10 protein-coding genes are annotated in these 18,713 nt (G+C 29.3%); all 10 read left to right on the top strand.

The window, feature by feature from the left end; genetic code table 11:
* Positions 1 to 166: 166 nt before the first annotated feature.
* The 10 genes from K7H06_RS15845 (at position 167) to accB (ending at position 18,711) form a co-directional block, all read left to right on the top strand.
* Complete coding sequence (locus tag K7H06_RS15845) at positions 167 to 1,885, top strand: non-canonical purine NTP pyrophosphatase (RefSeq protein WP_223037003.1); 1,719 nt, start codon at positions 167 to 169, stop codon at positions 1,883 to 1,885.
* Positions 1,885 to 5,529 carry a hypothetical protein gene (locus tag K7H06_RS15840; RefSeq protein WP_223037002.1) on the top strand — a complete coding sequence of 1,215 codons (3,645 nt, stop codon included), beginning with the start codon at positions 1,885 to 1,887 and terminating at the stop codon, positions 5,527 to 5,529. The genes K7H06_RS15845 and K7H06_RS15840 overlap by 1 nt, the downstream gene beginning before the upstream one ends.
* A gap of 15 nt (positions 5,530 to 5,544) precedes the next feature.
* A complete protein-coding gene (locus K7H06_RS15835; RefSeq protein ID WP_223037001.1) occupies positions 5,545 to 8,424 on the top strand; it encodes an amidohydrolase family protein in 2,880 nt (959 codons plus the stop codon).
* A 131-nt stretch (positions 8,425 to 8,555) separates the two neighbouring features.
* A complete protein-coding gene (locus tag K7H06_RS15830) occupies positions 8,556 to 9,938 on the top strand; it encodes an ATP-binding protein (RefSeq protein ID WP_223037000.1) in 1,383 nt (460 codons plus the stop codon).
* 212 nt (positions 9,939 to 10,150) lie between these two features.
* Positions 10,151 to 11,110: a D-2-hydroxyacid dehydrogenase gene (locus K7H06_RS15825; RefSeq protein WP_223036999.1), complete on the top strand. Its 960-nt coding sequence runs from the start codon at positions 10,151 to 10,153 to the stop codon at positions 11,108 to 11,110.
* Positions 11,111 to 11,278: 168 nt separating this feature from the next.
* A complete protein-coding gene (locus K7H06_RS15820; protein ID WP_223036998.1) occupies positions 11,279 to 14,599 on the top strand; it encodes an efflux RND transporter permease subunit in 3,321 nt (1,106 codons plus the stop codon).
* 64 nt (positions 14,600 to 14,663) lie between these two features.
* Positions 14,664 to 15,380, top strand: a complete 717-nt coding sequence (locus K7H06_RS15815) for a response regulator transcription factor (protein WP_223036997.1) — start codon at positions 14,664 to 14,666, stop codon at positions 15,378 to 15,380.
* Entirely contained in the window at positions 15,370 to 16,794 is a 1,425-nt protein-coding gene (locus tag K7H06_RS15810) for a HAMP domain-containing sensor histidine kinase (protein ID WP_223036996.1), read from the top strand. The genes K7H06_RS15815 and K7H06_RS15810 overlap by 11 nt, the downstream gene beginning before the upstream one ends.
* Before the next feature lie 116 nt (positions 16,795 to 16,910).
* Complete coding sequence (locus tag K7H06_RS15805) at positions 16,911 to 18,008, top strand: efflux RND transporter periplasmic adaptor subunit (RefSeq protein WP_223036995.1); 1,098 nt, start codon at positions 16,911 to 16,913, stop codon at positions 18,006 to 18,008.
* 259 nt (positions 18,009 to 18,267) lie between these two features.
* Positions 18,268 to 18,711, top strand: coding sequence for an acetyl-CoA carboxylase biotin carboxyl carrier protein (gene accB / locus K7H06_RS15800; protein WP_223036994.1), 444 nt, complete (start codon positions 18,268 to 18,270; stop codon positions 18,709 to 18,711).
* Positions 18,712 to 18,713 lie beyond the last annotated feature (2 nt).

The following is an 18,713-nucleotide window of genomic DNA, read 5'->3' as shown; positions in this document are numbered from 1 at the left end:
AAGAGAAATGTAGAATTATAAATGGTGTTGGAAAATTTAACTATAAATTGATATTTTATTACTAATCATGAAGTATAGTGTAAAAATAAGAATCCTTGTTTGAAAAATAGGATAGCTACAAATAGAGCGTTATACGGTAGTAAATAAGTAAATGGAGGAACCAAAAATGAACTCTAAAAAAAGACAAGAACAAGTTATTGCATTTGTAACTTCCAATAAACGAAAAGAGAAAGAAATGCAAGATATAATGAAGGAAGTAAGTGAATTATATAGGATTGAGCGAGTAGGAGAGTTATTAAATCTAGAAGAAGTTCAAGAAATGGATAATATAAACGAATTTGTAAAAAAGAAAACATTAAATGCCTTTAAAAAAATCAAAATGCCCATTATTGTTGAACATACAATGTTACAAATTCCTTATTTTGGAGGATTGCCATCACATATCACAAAAGAATTTTTAAAGAAAATGTCAAATGAAGCCATCTGTGAAAAAATGATAAACACCGAATATAGATGCGCAACGGCAAGAACGATTATTGGATATTGTGATGGAAAGAAAATAATTACATTTGAAGGAATTGCAGAGGGTGAAATTTCTAGATGCCCTAGGGGAAATCATGGATTTGGATGGGATGCTATTTTTATTCCAAGGAAAGATAACCCTTGTAAAAAAACGTATGGGGAAATGATGGAAGAAGAAAAAAATAAAATATCCATGAGAAGAAAAGCCATTAATAAATTACGAGAGTATTTAAAAAAGAATGAGATTGTTTTCTATGAACGATCTGATACGAACAAAGATAAACTAAAAGAAGCAATAAAGAAAAAACAATTTAACAAAGAAGACGCTAATAAAAAACAATCTGATGAGATAAAACTTATATTATTTATAGGAGCAGGTGTGCCGAATAATTTGAAGATGCCTACATGGAGAGGGTTACTACAAAATATAGGCAAAAAATTAGGCTATGATGAAGAAGTCTTTTTTTCATTATCTGATGATTATCTAGCCCTTGCAGAATTTGCAATGAAAGAAGATAAAGAAAAGTTGCTAGAAGAGTTTAAAAATAATTTTTCAATAGAAGGTGAAGAATTAGGTGAACGAGATATTGCAAGAGACGTCTATCAGTCATCTATATATAAAAGTATTGTAGCATTATCACCAGAAAAAATTTACACCACTAATTATGAAGAAACATTAGAAAAAGCTTTTGAAATTCATACAGATATGGAAACGGAGATGAAAGAATGTCTTGTAAAAGGTTTACAAGGAGAAAGAAATTGTCTTAGCAAAAAGGAAGTTAGAATTATAAAAATACACGGAGATATAAGAGAGATAATAGGTAAAAAAGGTGAAAAGATTGATGAAGCTGAATTTGATAAGAAGATAGTTTTAACGGAAACAAGTTATTTTGAAGCTTTCAAAGAAATCGAAAAAGCAAATAAAAAAGTAAATAAAAAAGATGAAGAAGATAAAGATGAAGAAGCCCAAAAAGAGAAAAATTTGTATAAAGAATTAGCAGATGATATAAAGGCGAATAAAATTTTTGTTTTCTTAGGATATAGTCTAAGTGATATGAATATTAGATATTTTCTATATAAAATGGGACAAAATCCTTCTAATGAAATAGAAGAAAATCATGTTGATAAAAAGGAAAGAAATTTCTTTGTATTTACAACAACACCAGATCCTGTGCAAGAAAAAATCTTACAAGAAAGAGGTATGAAGATCATATATGGAAAACATCCAAATCAAGGAAAGGCATTAGACAATTTCTTGTATGAGTTGGTAATGGCAAGAGGGCAAAATAGTGAGAAAAAAGTAGAAAAAGCTGATGCAAAGGAAGAAAAATCAGAGAATACAGAAGAGGAGAGTGAGAAGTAGTGACTACAGAAAATTATGATAATACTATCAAAATAGGATCAAGAATATTACCTAAAGATAGTATGAATATATTATTACCTAATCATGAAAATATCTATGATCAAATAAAAGAAATAAGAGATAATGCAAAATTGCTGAGAGAGAGATTAGAAGGAACTGATGATAAACATAAAAAATTTGCAGAGATAGTAAAAGAAGAGCCTGAATTTGTAAAGCATCATAATAATGTATTTTCTATTTTAGGAGAGCGAGGAAGTGGAAAAACTTCTGTATTATTAACCATAAAGAATAAAATTATGGAAGGCATAAAAGGAGAAAAGAGAAAAAATATTAGAAAGTATGATACCGTTTTACCTATTATCGTACCACAAGACATGGATGAAGAAAGTGATTCTTTAGGCTGGATTATTGGATTCTTTGCAGAGATCGTTAAAAAAGTACAAGAAGATTTTCAAGAAGATAAAAGTATATTTAATTATAAAAGCAGTAGTAGAAATTGTCCGTTGTGCGGAACAGATAGAGCATTTCCAAGGGCAGATAAAATTAATTATGTAGGAGAGGCATTCAAAAAAGTAGAGAAAGCATACTTTTTGAGAAAAGAAGAATATAAAAAATCATTGAGTGATGTAGGTTCTAAGAGAGACTATGTAGATTTAAGTTCTGATACATTATCAAAGGATATAGAACTAGCAAAATGTTTCAAAGAATTTATAGATGAATATGTAGAATACCAAAGACATACAAGAAAAAATTGTGGAAATGAGGATGCACTTATTTATATATTTTTTGATGATGTGGATATTAGTACAAGGAAATGTCTGAATGTATTAGAAACCATTATTAGATTTTTATCTCATTCTAATATTGTCATATTTGTTTCTGGGAATTATATTACCTTTGAAGAAACTATTATCATTAATTATTTGTATAACGATAAAATACTAGATGCAAAGTTAATAGAAAAGAGTTTTACTACAGATAGTGTGAAAGAGAGTAAAACAGCACTAGAAATCCGAAAAGAGCTTGCTTATGATTATTTGAAAAAAGTATTATCTCCTGCATTAAGATACAACTTGAAAAAAATAACAGATGAAGAAAAAGTTAATTTTAAATACAGTTCGCAAGAAAACACAGAGTATAAATCTTTATTTGAATTATTAAAAGAAACATTCAAACTAGAAGAAACTAACTTTTTAATGTATGAAAGCATTCATGGAAAAGATAAAAACTTTGTAATTCCTACTTTGTTCAAATGCTTTGACAACAAGCCAAGGGGATTAATGAATGTTTATTATTATCTAAATTCTATGAGTAAAAAAATTGAGAAAACAGATGATATTCATAAAATATGGACAGCAGAAGAATTAAATCGGTTTTTAGATATTATTATTGATTCTTCATCTGAATTAAATATATATAAAGAAAATATCAAATCGGTTATTAAAATAAAAAAAGACCCAGCAGAAGACAAGAAAATATATATAGATGTAAGGTATGTAGATATTTTTCAAGGAGAAATAGAAGGGAAAAAAATTATTAAAAAACGACGAAAACTAGATGTTCTGAGTTTAGGAATGTTATTTGATGGGATTTGTTGTGCCCTTAATAAAGAAGATTATAAGAAAATTTTCAATACAACACGAGATAATGATGAAGTTGGAGAAATTAGAGATTTTTTAAATAAACAGTTACTAAATGAAAAGAGTATTTACAGAAATATAATAAGTAAAATGGAAAACCCTTTTGAAATGTTGTACGTTTTTTCTGTAGCATTGAATTATCCTGTAAGAACTGAACGTAAAAAAGAAAATATTCTTGCGATAGGAAAAACTTTAATTGAAGTATCTTTAGAAGAGCGATGGATTACTAAAGAAACAATTAAAATAGAAAAAGGAAAAGCAGAAGAAATTCTTAAATATATTAAAATGAAAAAAATTGAAGAAGAAATGTGGTTAAGCGAAATAAAAGAAATATGCGAAATAGGTTCTGAACTATTAGCGTTAGATGTTGAAGATGAATTAGATGAAATATTACATTCATATCTTTTCATAGAAAAAGAAGAAATTGTAGAACAAAACAGACAATTTTTTAAAGAAACAAAAAATGATTGGAACAATGTAAAAGCATCATTAAAGAAAATAGAGAAGTTGGAAGAAGAAGAATGGCAAAAGAAAAGAGCAGAATGGAAAAGAAAAGGGAAACGAACAAGAATAGAAGCTAGAAATCTAGGTTGGTTTAATGGATATTTTGCAATTAGAGAACAAATAGAAAAAAAAGAGTTTTTGCGTAAAGAAAAGCATAAACAATATGTAATAGAAATGATAGAAGAAATGCATAAAAGAGTAGAGGATATAGAAAAATTAGGAATAGAAAATAGAGAGCAATTTAAGATAATATTCGAAAACAAACAAAAGCAAGAAGAACGATTAAAAGAGTTTGAAAAGATTGTAGCTAGAGATAATAATATGGATAAAAATGAAAAGTTAAATAAAGTAATAAGAAAAGCGGATTTTGAAAATGAAGAAATGAAAAAACTAGATGTATTTTTAAAAAATTTACAAAAATCAGTAAGACATCATATAGATAAGATGAATATGATGAGTGGTGTGGCTAATTATTTTAAAGAGGAATGGGGAGATTCATCAGAATATAATGTATATGATTACATTAAGAACTTTTTGATAGAAGATAGAAAAATGAACACATTAAACTTTTTTTATAACATTAAAGCATATGTAGAAAATGGTTGTATTGACGAATTAAATCAAAGAACGGATTATTTAGTAAAAGAAAATAAAATAATGATTAGAGATTTATTTTGGATTCTAGAACAAATTCTTATTCAAGAAGCAGAGGAATATAATGAAAATCTGAAAAACTATAATATTATGAATGAATTACAAGATAGAATTATGGAAAAGGGAAAGGATAAAAAAGAAGAATTAGAAATGATCTATCGATATTTAGGAAGAGATGTGATAGATTTAAAAGATAGAATTATCAATGAAGATGAGGAAAAAGTAAGTTATGATTGTAATTCTGTAGATGCATATTATTTTTTATATCAAATAATTTCTGTGTTAAAAAAGAATAAGATGCAAGAAATTGATTTAAAAGAAGACCATGTAAGAAGAATTCGAAGAGCTTTAAAATATAAAGATGATGAATTAAAGAATAATAAATTTATTCTAATAGCGGATGATTTAAAAGGAAAGTTAGAAAAACTTAAAAATGAAAAAATATATAACTTTGGGTCAGGGGATGCGATAAAGGAAAAGTTAATATATGTGAAGGATTTTATGGATTTTATGGGAAGTATAGATTTTTATCTAATGCATGGAATACCAGAATACATGAATGAAGAAGATGTAAGATTTAGAAGGGTGTTAGAGAAAGAAGAAGCATATATTAAAGAAATAGCTTATGAACTTAGAAAAATAAAAAAAGATATTCCAATAGAACCATTAACTACAAAAGAAAAAATGCACTTTAGAATATACGCACTTTTATATGCGATTATTAAGAAAGAAACTACACCTAAAGAAGTTTATGAAGAAAAAGAGGAATTCTATAAGGAATTATTGAAAAAACTTGATGATTACAATAAAGATTTATATAATACAGCATTCAAATTATTAGATTAAAGGTTAGGTGATAAGATGAGCTATTCAGTAAATATCAAAAATATGGATTTGATGATTAAGACTGCCTTATTACCTATGACACAGATAGAATACTTTGAAAATAATCCTTTAGAGAAGAAAGGAGCGAATCAAAAAAGAGCCATATATCCTGTACTCAATAAATATATGACCATTGACAATTTAGACGAAATCAATATGTTTTGGGAATTGTTTTACCCTAAAAGAAAAGTAGAAGAATATGATTATAATGTAGATATTTATTGTTTAGAGTTATTGAAAAAATTTTCTCGTACATTTATTGCACATAGAGATGGTAGATTAGTTTTTAAATATTGGGAAACAGAAAATAATAAATATTTTAAGGTGTATAAGGGTATTAGCAAGGTATTATTATGGAATAGTTTAAATAGGTATTTTACTACAGATATACTAGGGGTATTATACTTACTTGATAATGATAAGAAGCAGGAGGAATATTTAGAAGGGTACTATTCAAGAGTAGCTCTTGAAGATATGCAACTAGAAAGCATTTTAAAGAAAGGAACTGCGGAAACACATTTGCATGTATCTGCATCTACAGATTTTTATACTTCTTGGAAAAACTTGATGAATCTTTATAACGATGAACCGAAGGCTTTACGATACCATGAGGTAATTGGAAGTAAGAAATATACATTAGGAAAATATTTTAAAGTTGCAAGTATTTTGAGAATGATCATGGCTTGTTTTCTTGTGAAATATAAACATTTAGATTGCTGTTTTCGTTGTTTTGTTGAGTTAATTCCTTATCTAAGAAGTGATACAGATAAGAAAAATAGTATTTTTTATGAAAAGCCCCTGTTAAATACATTCATAACGGAACTATTAAGTGAGGGTCAAGAAAAAGAAGTAGACTATGAAAGATATGAAAAATTTGAAGAAGAAGAATTAAAAAATATTTTTATACTATTGTTTGAAGATGTTTTTAACGTAAGTACAGGGTCAAAAGAAGAGGATATAAATAAACTTCAGAATGATCCAATGGATATACTAAACTATATGATGTTTGATGAAGAGAGTGATTTTAAAAGTGAAATTGGAACCTATACAGAAAATATATTTCTAATGAAAGCTGTTAAATATATTGATAAAAATGAGTGTGACAAAGATTTTAGCAATTGTTTTATGAATTATTTAAGAGTAAAGAATGAATTTTTCTCTTTTATGGTTCAAGGAAATGAAATCAAAGGACTAAATAATTTTGAGGGATATTTTCAACAATCTACAAAAAATGGAAGATATTCAGATAAAAATATATGCTGGGAAGAACGATTGAATGCTCAATTTAAAGATAAAAATTTAAAAAAGCTAGAAATTCGTATTTCTCCAGCAGATGTTTTTGAGGAAGGAAAAAAGAATCAATTTAGAAGATGTGAAAATATAAAAAGAGAAATGTGTGAAGAACTATTATTAATCTTTGAAGCTTATAAAAAAATCTTGAAAAGAGAAAGCGAATGTGATTTTTTAGAGGGATCATTTCCGAGTCTTTCGGATCATTACAATTGGTTGTTTTATCTTAATCAATATAATGCAAAAACAATATTACCAATTCCTCAACTAGGAATCATCTATCATTTTATTAAAAAGCCAGATTTACCAATCAATAAAAAGTGTTGGGTTGATTATGAAAGAGAAAAGGAAAGAGAACATCTATATTATGAAAAACAGAAATATGAGTATGAATTACAAGCGGAGGCTATTTTGAAAATCAGAAAAGAAATCCCTAAGATATCAGAATATATTGTAGGCATTGATGGGGCGAGTATAGAAAATTATGCTGATCCTTGGGTATTTTCACAAGTTTATGATGAACTTCGAGATAGCTTACATTCAATGTATGGAGAAGGAATGAAGCCTTTAAAAACATTAGGCTTTACCTTTCATGCAGGAGAAGATTTTAGACATATATTAACAGGGCTTAGAAGAATAGATGAGACTATTGATCGTTATAAATATCATGCTGGAGATCGAATTGGACATGGAATTGCTCTAGGGATAAATATTAAGTGTTGGAGGGAGAAGCATCCAGTAGTAACCATGCCTCGTATGGAGTATTTGGAAAATTTAATTTGGATTTGGGGAAGCTGTAAATATAACAATTCAAGTATTGATATGGGCTATTTAGAAAGAAAAATCATGGATTATGCGAAGGAAATATATGTGAATACTGAAGGGATTACTATTTACAATCTATGGGAAGCTTATGAATGTAAATTTAAGAAATTTGATACATCAAATAGGCACTTTAAAATAAGAGAAGATAAAGTAGCTTGTGAAGCATATTCACTAGAAGAGATGATTTGTTGTCCTTGCATAGAAGGGGAAAATAGAGCATGGGATAAAGAAAAACTTATTGGAGCTTATTATTGCAAAAAATATCTAGAAAAAATGGTAGAGCCTATTCAAGTGGAAGTGCCGAAAGAAAAATTAAGTATTATACAGGAAATGCAAAAATTAGTATTAAAGAAAACCAGTAATAAAGGAATCATCGTAGAAACCAATCCAACCTCTAATACAGCTATAGGTGAGATTGAGAATATTTTTAATCACTATATAACAAAATTAAACAGTATTGAAAATAGTGGTAATATAGATTCTCTGATGATCAGTATCAATACAGATGACCCTTCTGTGTTTAATACGAATCTTAGTAATGAATTTGCATATATATTTTATTCCTTAGTGGAGAAGGGGTATTCTAAAGAAAAAGTATTACAATGGATTGATAAAATAAGAGAACACGGAATGAATTCGAGTTTTATAAGAGAAGATTCTAAAAGTGTTCAGCAAGTGTTAATAGAATTAGATCTGATTATAAGAGAATTAAGAAAGGCAACAGATAAAAGTATAGTGTAGAGCTATACTTTTGTTTTTGAGAGGTATGTTATTGTAAATAAGTTGTTTTATTCGATATTTTGGATATAATATAATTAAGATTAAGTAAATCTAGATTTACTTAATCTTAATTATATAAAAGGAGATTACAAATGTTTATCGGTAGAGATTATGAGTTAAATACATTAAATCGTTTATATACAGAAGACCAATTTCAATTTGTTGTTATATATGGAAGAAGAAGAGTAGGAAAAACCAGATTATTGACAGAGTTTTGCAAAGACAAAGAATCTATTTTCTATGTAGCGGAAGAATACAATGAAAAGATGGCGTTAGAAAAATTTTCTCAAAAGATTTTAGAGCATTTTCAAATGGAGGACTTTATATCAAGCTTTGAATCTTGGGAGAAGGCGTTCTTATTTTTGGCAAAGCAAAGTCTTGATAGAAAAATTGTTTTAGTAATGGATGAATTTCCTTATGTGGCTTTAGCCAATAAGAGTATACCATCTTTGCTTCAGAATTTGATTGATCATGATTTAAAGAACACAAAATTGTATTTGGTGGTATGTGGTTCATCTATGAGTTTTATGGAAAAGGAGATTTTATCTTATAGAAGTCCTTTGTATGGAAGAAGAACAGCACAATTAAAAATAGAGCCTTTTGATTTTTTTGATAGTATAAAGTTTTTTCAAAATTATAGCTTTGAAGAACAAGTAAAAGCCTATGGTGTTTTAGGGGGGATTCCTCAATATCTATTGAAATTTAGAGATAAAGACTCTATTGAAGAGAATATAAAAAGGCAGATATTAGATAAATCCAGTTATTTGTATACAGAGCCTATGAATCTTTTAAAGCAAGAACTAAGGGAACCTGCTATGTATAATTCTATTATTGAGGCCATTGCAACAGGTGCGTCTAAATTAAATGAAATTGCAACGAAGGTAGGAGAGGCAGGGAGTAAATGTTCAGCTTATTTAAAAACTTTAATAGAATTACAGATTGTAGAAAAACAAGTGCCTGTTGGAGAAAAGGAAAGCTCAAGAAAGACCATTTATCGATTAAAAGATAATTTATTTAATTTTTGGTATCGATTTGTCTTTGACTATCCATCACTGATTGAACAGGAAATGATTGATTATCTTTATGAAAAGAAAATAAAGCCTGAGATGAATCATTATTTAGGATATATATTTGAAAAGATTTGTATAGATTATTTGATCAGACAAAATAAAAAGTATGAGTTACCTTTTGTTTTTGAAAAAATTGGTTCATGGTGGGGGAATAATCCTATAAAAAGACGTCAAGAAGAAATAGATATTTTGGCAGTTAGTAAGGAATGTGCGTTTATTGGGGAATGTAAATGGAGAAATGAACCCTTAGATATGAAGGTAGTCATGGCTCTTATAGAAAAGGCTCAAATACTACCCTATAAAGAAAAATATTATGCTTTTTTCTCTAAAAGTGGTTTTACAAAAGAGGTTTTAGATTATGGGGAGAAGAATAAGTGTATCTATTTATATGAAAAGTTATTGTAAGTTGTATATTTGAAAAATAAAATTATTGTATGAAGTCATGTAAATTTATGCTAAAAATGCATAGATACACATGACTTTTTTTGATGGATACCAGTTAGTTCAGTAAAAGTGATAGATTTTGAATTGTCTTTTGTTCTAATAAGAATAACATTGTAACCAAATGATAAATTATATAAAATAATATCAATACAAAGGAGTAAGGAGGAGCGCACATGAAGATCGTTGTGCTAGATGGATATACATTAAACCCTGGAGATTTAACATGGGAAGGATTAGAAAAATTAGGAGAGGTTATGGTATATAATCGTACACCAGAAGAAAAAATTATTGAAAGAGTTGGAGATGCACAGATTATTTATATTAATAAAACGGTTTTAAAAAGAGAAACCCTTGAAAAATTATCACATGTGAAGTTTATTGGAGTTCTTGCTACAGGATATAATGTAGTTGATGTAGATGCTGCGAAGGAGTTAGGGATAGTTGTTACAAATATTCCTACCTATGGCACACAGGCTGTAGCGCAATTTACTTTTGCACTTCTTTTAGAAATTTGTCATCATGTGGGAGAGCATGATTTAAGTGTGAAAAGAGGAGTATGGAGCAAAAGTATAGACTTTTGTTATTGGAAGTATCCTTTGATGGAGCTTGCAGGAAAGACCATGGGGATTATTGGACTTGGTAGAATTGGTCAAGAGGTAGCTAAAATTGCACAAGCCTTTGGGATGAATGTATTAGCCTATGCTAATCATCCAAAGAGAGAATTAGAAAATGAGATGTTAAAATATGTAGAGCTTGATACATTATTTGAAAAATCAGATATAATTAGTTTGCATTGTCCATTATTTGAAAATACTAGAGGAATCATCAATAAAGAGAATATAGCAAAAATGAAGGATGGTGTGATGATTATTAATACATCTAGAGGACCTTTGATTATTGAAGAGGATTTAGCAGAAGCTTTAAATAGTGGTAAAGTGGCGAGTGCGGCGGTAGATGTGTTATCTGAAGAACCAGCAGCTATGGATAATCCATTAATGATAGCTAAAAATTGTATCATTACCCCTCATATAGCATGGGCTCCAAGGGAAGCAAGAGAGAGACTTATGAATATTGCTGTAGATAATTTAAAACAATTTTTGAAAGGAACACCTGTGAATGTTGTAAATCTTTAATGAATATAAGCTAAAAGCTGTGTGAATGATCACACAGCTTTTTCTTAATATAATATTAAAAAAAGCGTAAATTTGTCTATTATACTCAAATATATGGTAAAATCATGCTGCAATAAATTTTAGAAATAGTATATTTTAAATTTTGTAAGATGAGAAAGGAGCAAATATATGAAAGACCAAAAGGAATATTCAAGCTATATACCAGAACTTCATGATGAAAAAAATGTTCTTGGTAAATGGGCTTGTTTGTTTGTAGATAGACCGAGAATTATGATTTTATTAATTATTTTGATTGTTTATGCTGGCATGATTTCTTTTACCCAAATGCCAAAAGAAATCAATCCAGAGATAAGACTTCCGTATATAAATGTTACAACAACTTATACAGGAGCATCACCAGAAGAAATGGAAACTTTAGTGACGGATGAATTAGAAAATAAAATCAGTGAGATAGAAGGAATAAAAAGCTTGAAATCCACATCTGCATTAGGGTATTCAAATATTGATATTAGCTTTGATGTAAGTGCTGATATGGAAAAGATGAAAAATGAGATAAAGGATAAGGTATCAGAAGCAAAAGGAGCACTTCCAGATGATGCAGATGAACCTTATATAAGTGAAGCTGAAACAGGAAATAAATATGTATTGATCCTTAATCTCACAGGAGTAGATGATTTAGTAGAGCTTAAAAATTCTGCGGATCGAATAAGGGATGAGATTAAAAAGAATAAGGATGTATCTGATGTAGAGGTATATGGAGGGTTAGAAAGAGAAATCAAGGTCATTGTAGATCCTCATAAGTTAGTAGCATACAACTTAAGGCTAGACCAGATAGGAAATGCACTAAAAGATAGCAACACAACTATACCAGGAGGAAATGTCTATCTAGATCATAAAAAATATAATGTAAGAACGATAGGTAAGTTTAAAGCTGTAGAAGATATGAAAAATGTAGTTGTTTCCTATACAGGAAGTGGCCCTTTATATATAAAGGATATAGGTGTTGTAGTAGATGGTTATAAGGAAATACAATCTGATGCTAGGATGTCTGTTGGAATAGGGACTAAAAATCCTACGGTGAAAAAATCAGTAACATTAGTAGTAAAGAGAAAAGAAGGGTCTGATGCCATAGCCATAGGGGAAGAAGTACGAAATATCTTAACTGAAGGGAAAGGAAGTATTTATCCAGAGGAGATGGAGACTCATATCACCATGGATTTAGCGGAAGAAATAGATCGTCAGCTTGGAGATGTTTTCGATAATGCTAAATCAGGTTTATTTCTAGTAATTATTGTTTTGTACATATTTATAGGATTATCAGAGTCATTAGTCGTTTCTGTAGTTATTCCACTAGCCCTTTTGGCATCTACCATATTACTTAAGAATATGGGAGCTTCCATCAATACAATGATTCTTTTCTCTATGATTTTAGCTGTAGGGATGCTTGTGGATAATGGAATTGTAGTGATGGAAAATATAGATCGCTTGAGGATGAAGGGCGTAAATGCTAAGGATGCAGCAAAGGCTGCTACAAATCAAGTAGCACCAGCCATCTTATCAGCAACTCTTACTACATTGGCTGCATTTTTACCTATGGCAATAACTCCTGGTCTTTATGGTTATTGGTTAAAATGGATTCCTATAACTGTAATTGCAGCACTAGGATCATCTTTTTTTATTGCTACTACTGTAACACCAGCATTAAGTTCTGTATTTTTAAAAGAACATGGTAAAAAAGATAAAAAAAGAAAGAAATTTTTAGATATAGGAATCAGAGGAATATCCATACTTTCTGTATTTATTCTTTCTATGCTTTCCTTTAAGGATAAACATGAAGGGTTTTTAAATACAAATATACTTGCTTGGAGTTTTACTATTGTTTTTACAGGTGCCATTTTGTATAAGCTGATAAAAGGAAAGAAAAATCCATTAGATAGTCCTTTTATAAAAACTTATGGGAATATCCTACACAGCATTATTATTAGCAAAAAGAAAAAATTTGCAGTATTAGGAATTGTTTTAGCTTTATTGATAGGAAGTGTCATGTTACCTATATCAGGTATATTAAAGATTACCGTATTTGGAGATATGGATGCAGAAGAATTTAATGTAAATATTAAAACGCCAGTAGGTTCAGAGCTAGAAACTACATCTAATATAGCAGCAGAGGTTGAAAAAATATTGTTTGATTATCCTGAAATGAAGAGCTTTAGCACAAGTATTTCAAATCCTGAAAGAGCAAGAATTCGAGTAAAGCTTTTAGAGAAGGATAAAAGAGAAAGAACAAGTATGGAAATTGCAGAGGATTGTAGGCAGCGTATAAAAGATATTCCAGGGGCAGAGATCACTATAGGACAAATGAAAGGTGGTATTGACTTTGGGAATAAGGATATAGAAATCATGATTTATGGAAAGAACTTTGATACCTTAAAGACCATCGCAGGAGATTTTACAGATACATTAAAGAATATAGAGGGTACTTTTGATGCAGGAAACAATTTTGAAAATGGTTTAAGTGAAATGCAGATTATTATCAATAGAGAAAAGGCAGCTTTATTAGGTTTAGATCATAGAAGTATTTCTATGGGCATAAGAAATGCTGTACATGGTTTGAAGGCAACTACTTTTAAAATCAATCAAGAAGAGATTGATGTGATGATTCGTACAACGAAGGAAAAATTATCTCATAAGGAAGATTTTAATAATATTTATTTCTATGGAAAAAGCAATCAACCTATACCTTTTTCTTATGTAGCTACTGCAAAAGAAGAGGAAGGCTGTTCAGCAATTTTTCATCATAGCGAGAAAAGATATGCAAAGGTTGGAGCAAATGTAAAAAATCAAGAACAAAAGATGGCTATACAAGAAGCGTTTATGAAGAAAGTGAATGAATATTCTATGCCAAAGGGGTATTCTATAGGGTTCGATCGAGAACAAGAAGAGGTGAATGATTATTTTATCAACATGGGGAAAAATATGTTGATTGCCATGATTCTTGTATATCTTATTCTTTCTATACAATTTAATTCTTTATCTCAGCCATTTGTTATATTATTTTCTGTACCACTTGCTGTAATTGGTGTATTCATAGGGCTTACCCTAGTAGGAAGCTATTTGGGATTAACCTCATTAATAGGAATGGTATCCTTAGTAGGAATCGCAGTAAATGATGCCATTGTATTAGTGGATTATATCAATTATTTGAGGAAAAATGGATATGAGATGGATCAGGCTATAAAAGAAACGGCTATGACTAGATTTATACCTGTTATGTCAACGACTATAACTACTGTAGGAGGAATACTACCCCTTACGTTAAAAAATGATTTTTATGCACCTATGGGATATGCAATCATATTTGGATTAAGTTTTGCAACGTTATTGACATTAGTGATTGTACCTATACTCTATTCTTTAGTAGAGGGGATGAAAGCATATTTTAAGAATAGGAAATTGAGGAAAATGGAGATGAATCCACAAAATTTATAAAAGATCTTTTACTAAAGATAGGAATATAAAACTATGACGAGTTCACTTTATGAGGGGGATGGGGATGAAGAATATTTTAATAGTAGATGATGAGAAGGAAATTGTAGAACTACTAAAGATTTATTTAGAAAACCATGGCTTTCATGGATTAAAGGCTTATGATGGAGAAATGGCACTTAAGTGTATGAAAGAAAATGTTGTAGATGCTATTATTCTAGATATTATGATGCCTAAAATGGATGGTATTGAATTCATAAAAGAAATGAGAAAAATATCTAACATTCCTGTTATGTTTTTATCAGCAAAAGATGAGGATATGGATAAGATTTATGGTTTAGGAATAGGAGCCGATGATTACATGACTAAGCCTTTTAATCCCCTGGAAGTAGTTGCACGGATGCAGGCTTTAATGAGAAGATGTCATCAATATGATAAGGATGAAAATTATAATCAAAAATCTAAACAAAATATTTGTATAGGGGAGTTGTGCTTAGAAGAAAAGAGTTGCCAAGTTTATAAGGGAGAAAGAATAGTAGAACTTACTACCTTAGAATATAAGCTCCTTCAATTTTTAATGAAAAATCCAAATAAAGTATTTACGAAGAAACAATTATATGAATCTACATGGGAACAAGATTATATGGGTGATGACAATATTATTATGGTTTATGTTAGTAGATTAAGAGACAAGATCGAGTATGATTCAAAAAGCCCTGATTACTTAAAAACCATAAGAGGTCTTGGGTATAGGTTTGAGGGGAATGTGAAAAATGAAGGATAAAAAAAGTATCAATAGCTTTTTATTTAAAAATTATATCATTATATTTTTTATTATGGTTGTGTCATTGATCTTAACCATTTATGTAACAGATTTTATTTTAGAGAATGTTATTTATAGAAATATAGCTACGGAGTATATTGAACCAAAGGATATCTACAAGATTCCTTTTGAAGAAATGGATACAAAATGTATTGAAATGATGGAATGTTGGATTGAAATTTTAGATGAAAATAAAAAAGTGATCTATGTAAAGGGAAAAAAGTTAGACAATATATACCAGTATGATGAAAGGTTTTTGTATGATCAAACATCTATTCATTTTGATAGAGAAAAATATCCCTATTGGTATAACATTTCTCCCGTAGAGGGACCGAAGGGGGAACCCTATTTATATGTATTCAAATGGCCAAGAGATAAATTTTACTTTGTAGTTACGCCCAAATTAATCAATACAGAAAAAATTAACAGCATAGGAAATGTAACCTATGGAACTTTTCTAATTGTCTTTTTATTTTTTCTCTTTGTAAGTCTTATTTTTTATAGTCGATTTACATCTAAATATATAAAGACACCTCTTAAATATTTTAGAAAAGGGATTCGAGAAATGGAAAGGCAAAATTATAGTACCAGATTAGATTTTCATGCTCAAAGGGAGTTTGGAGAAATAAGAGATGCTTTTAATAAAATGGCCAGTAAACTCGAAGCAGTAGAAATGGAAAAAATGAAAATAGCTAAGAGTAAGCAACGGATGATTGTAGATATATCTCATGATTTAAAGACGCCTATTACCTCTATTTATGGGTTTTCTAAACTACTTTATGATGGAGAAGCAAAGACGAAAGAGGATGAGAAAAAGTATTTAAAATATATATACAATAAATCTTTTTATGTATCTAATTTGATAGAAGATTTCTTTAGCTTTTCAAAATTAGAAGATGAAAATTTTCAACTTAACTTTGAAACTTATGATTTTGCTGAGTGGTTGAGACAAGTGATTAGTGAATATTATCCAGAAATCGAAAGGAAACAATTTGATTTACATATAGATATTAGTCATATGCCTATCCTGATAGAATTTGATAAAAAGCAAATGGCAAGAGCAGTGATTAATATATTATCCAATGCTATTAAATATAATCCACCAAAAACTACTCTGTGGATTAGATGCCATAGGGATGAAGATCAGGTACTACTCACTATTGCAGACGATGGAATTGGCATAAGAGAAGAATTAAAAAAGGTTATTTTTGATTCTTTTGTAAGAGGAGATAAGAGTAGAGGTACCCATGATGGGTCAGGATTAGGCCTTGCCATAACGAAAAAGATTATAGAAAGACATGGAGGAAGTATGACGCTTACATCAGATCAAGAAGCTGTAACTATATTTATAATTACATTAGGATTGAAAATATAAAAACAGTAAATTTGGGATTGAGGTGGAGTGGCTGCTTACTTAAATTAATTTCTATTTTTAATGACAAAAGTGAGCGTTTTATGAAAAGAGAAAAAGAATAGAGAGGAGATAGTAGATTGAAGAAGCTAGTATTCATAGTAGGATGGATATTGATTATCAATAGTTTTTTACTTGTAGGCTGTGGAGGAAATAAGGTAAAAGAAACAGATGGAAAGGATGTAGAGGAATTAAAAAAAGAAGAAGTTGTGTATGTAAAAGCGGAGCCTGTGAGAACCATGGATTTTACCAATGAAATTCTGTTACCTGGAAATTTAAAGCCTAAGGAAGAAGCGGTTGTAACAGCAGAAGTTAATGGAAAAGTAAAAGAAATTTATGGAGATTTAGGAAGTAATGTAAGGAAAGGGCAGTCCCTTTGTAAATTAGATGATACAACTTATCAATTAGCATATGAAAATAAAAATAAGGACCTTTCTATGGCTCATATAGAATATAATAATCTAACAAATGATTATGAAAGAATAAAAGCACTTTATGAAAATAATGTAAAATCAAAATCCGAATTTGAGATAGTAGAAAAGGAATATAAAAAACAAAAAGAATCATTAGGAATGAAAGAAAATGATGTAGCATTGGCAAAGAAAAATATGGAGGATACTAATATCAAATCACCTATTTCTGGGATTATCAGTAGTAAAAAGGTTCTGATGGGCCAAATGCTCTCTGTTGGAACGGAACTATTTAAACTTGTAAATATAGATCAAATGTATGTAGAAGTAGGGATTGCTGAAAAAGATATGCCTTTTATAAAAAAGGGACAAAAATGTATTATAAAGGTAGAGGTATTTTCAGATACCTTTGAGGGGAAAATTACAAACATAGGGCCAGAACCTGAACAAGAAACGAAGACATATCCTGTAAAAATTTTGATCAATAATGAAAAAAGAAAATTAAAATCAGGCATGTTTGCAACAGCTAAGATTATATTAGATCAACACAAAGATGCATTAGCAGTACCTAAAAAAGCTGTAATAAAAGAAAAAGAAAAATATTATGTATTTGTAGATGAAAATAAAAAGGCAGTAAAAAGAGAAGTGAAAATAGGATTTTCAAGTGATGATGCTTATGAAATTTTAGAAGGTGTTAAAAAAGGTGAGCAGATTATTGTAGTGGGACATGAAAATTTGGAAGATGGAAGTGTAGTTGAAATAAAATAAGGACGATTTCGTCCTTATTTTTTTGTATGAAAGATTTATCTTATTAAGGATCAATACTAGATTAAAATAAATCTTTATTTTGAGGAATTGACAATCTTCATTTTAAATAAGCCAATAGAGGGTTTTAAATAAGAAAGATATAGAGAAAATTGCTATTAGAAGATAATTAATTGATGGAAATATATTTTATATGATATAATAATACAAGATATTAGTACCAGATACTAAAACTAGCTATAAGAAACAGGAGGATTTATAGATGAATATAAAAGATATCAAAGAATTATTATTAACAATAGATCAAACAAGTATAGAAAGAGTAGATATTCAAGAAAAGGATTTAAAGATCAGTGTTACAAAATCAGTTCATGAATATGATTTATCTTATGAAAGTAATAAAAATGAAATAAAAATAGAAAAACCTGTTGAAAGTATTAAGGAAGAGATACTTGTAGAAGAGGAAGAATTATATATTGTGAAATCTCCTATTGTAGGAGTTTTTTATGCAACACCTAGTCCTGATGCACAACCCTTTGTTGAGGTAGGAGACACTGTAGAAAAAGGACAACCTATTTGTATCATAGAGGCTATGAAGATCATGAATGAGATTCAAAGTGAAGAATCAGGTCAAGTAGTAGAGCTTTTAGTAGAAAATGAGGATATTGTAGAATATGGTCAGCCTTTAATGAAAATTAGGAGGTAACT

Source organism: Crassaminicella profunda (assembly GCF_019884785.1).
In the GTDB taxonomy this organism is placed as follows: Bacteria; Bacillota; Clostridia; order Peptostreptococcales; family Thermotaleaceae; genus Crassaminicella; species Crassaminicella profunda.
The sequence above is the reverse complement of the archived record's forward strand: the minus strand, read 5'-3'. Positions and strand labels throughout refer to the sequence as shown.

What these genes read in the sequence shown, in the direction of transcription:
- K7H06_RS15810 (WP_223036996.1), top strand. Translation starts at nt 15,370, where the DNA reads ATGAAGGATAAAAAAAGTATCAATAGCTTTTTATTTAAAAATTATATC.
- K7H06_RS15830 (WP_223037000.1), top strand. Translation starts at nt 8,556, where the DNA reads ATGTTTATCGGTAGAGATTATGAGTTAAATACATTAAATCGTTTATAT.
- K7H06_RS15820 (WP_223036998.1), top strand. Translation starts at nt 11,279, where the DNA reads ATGAAAGACCAAAAGGAATATTCAAGCTATATACCAGAACTTCATGAT.
- K7H06_RS15825 (WP_223036999.1), top strand. Translation starts at nt 10,151, where the DNA reads ATGAAGATCGTTGTGCTAGATGGATATACATTAAACCCTGGAGATTTA.
- accB (WP_223036994.1), top strand. Translation starts at nt 18,268, where the DNA reads ATGAATATAAAAGATATCAAAGAATTATTATTAACAATAGATCAAACA.
- K7H06_RS15835 (WP_223037001.1), top strand. Translation starts at nt 5,545, where the DNA reads ATGAGCTATTCAGTAAATATCAAAAATATGGATTTGATGATTAAGACT.
- K7H06_RS15845 (WP_223037003.1), top strand. Translation starts at nt 167, where the DNA reads ATGAACTCTAAAAAAAGACAAGAACAAGTTATTGCATTTGTAACTTCC.
- K7H06_RS15815 (WP_223036997.1), top strand. Translation starts at nt 14,664, where the DNA reads ATGAAGAATATTTTAATAGTAGATGATGAGAAGGAAATTGTAGAACTA.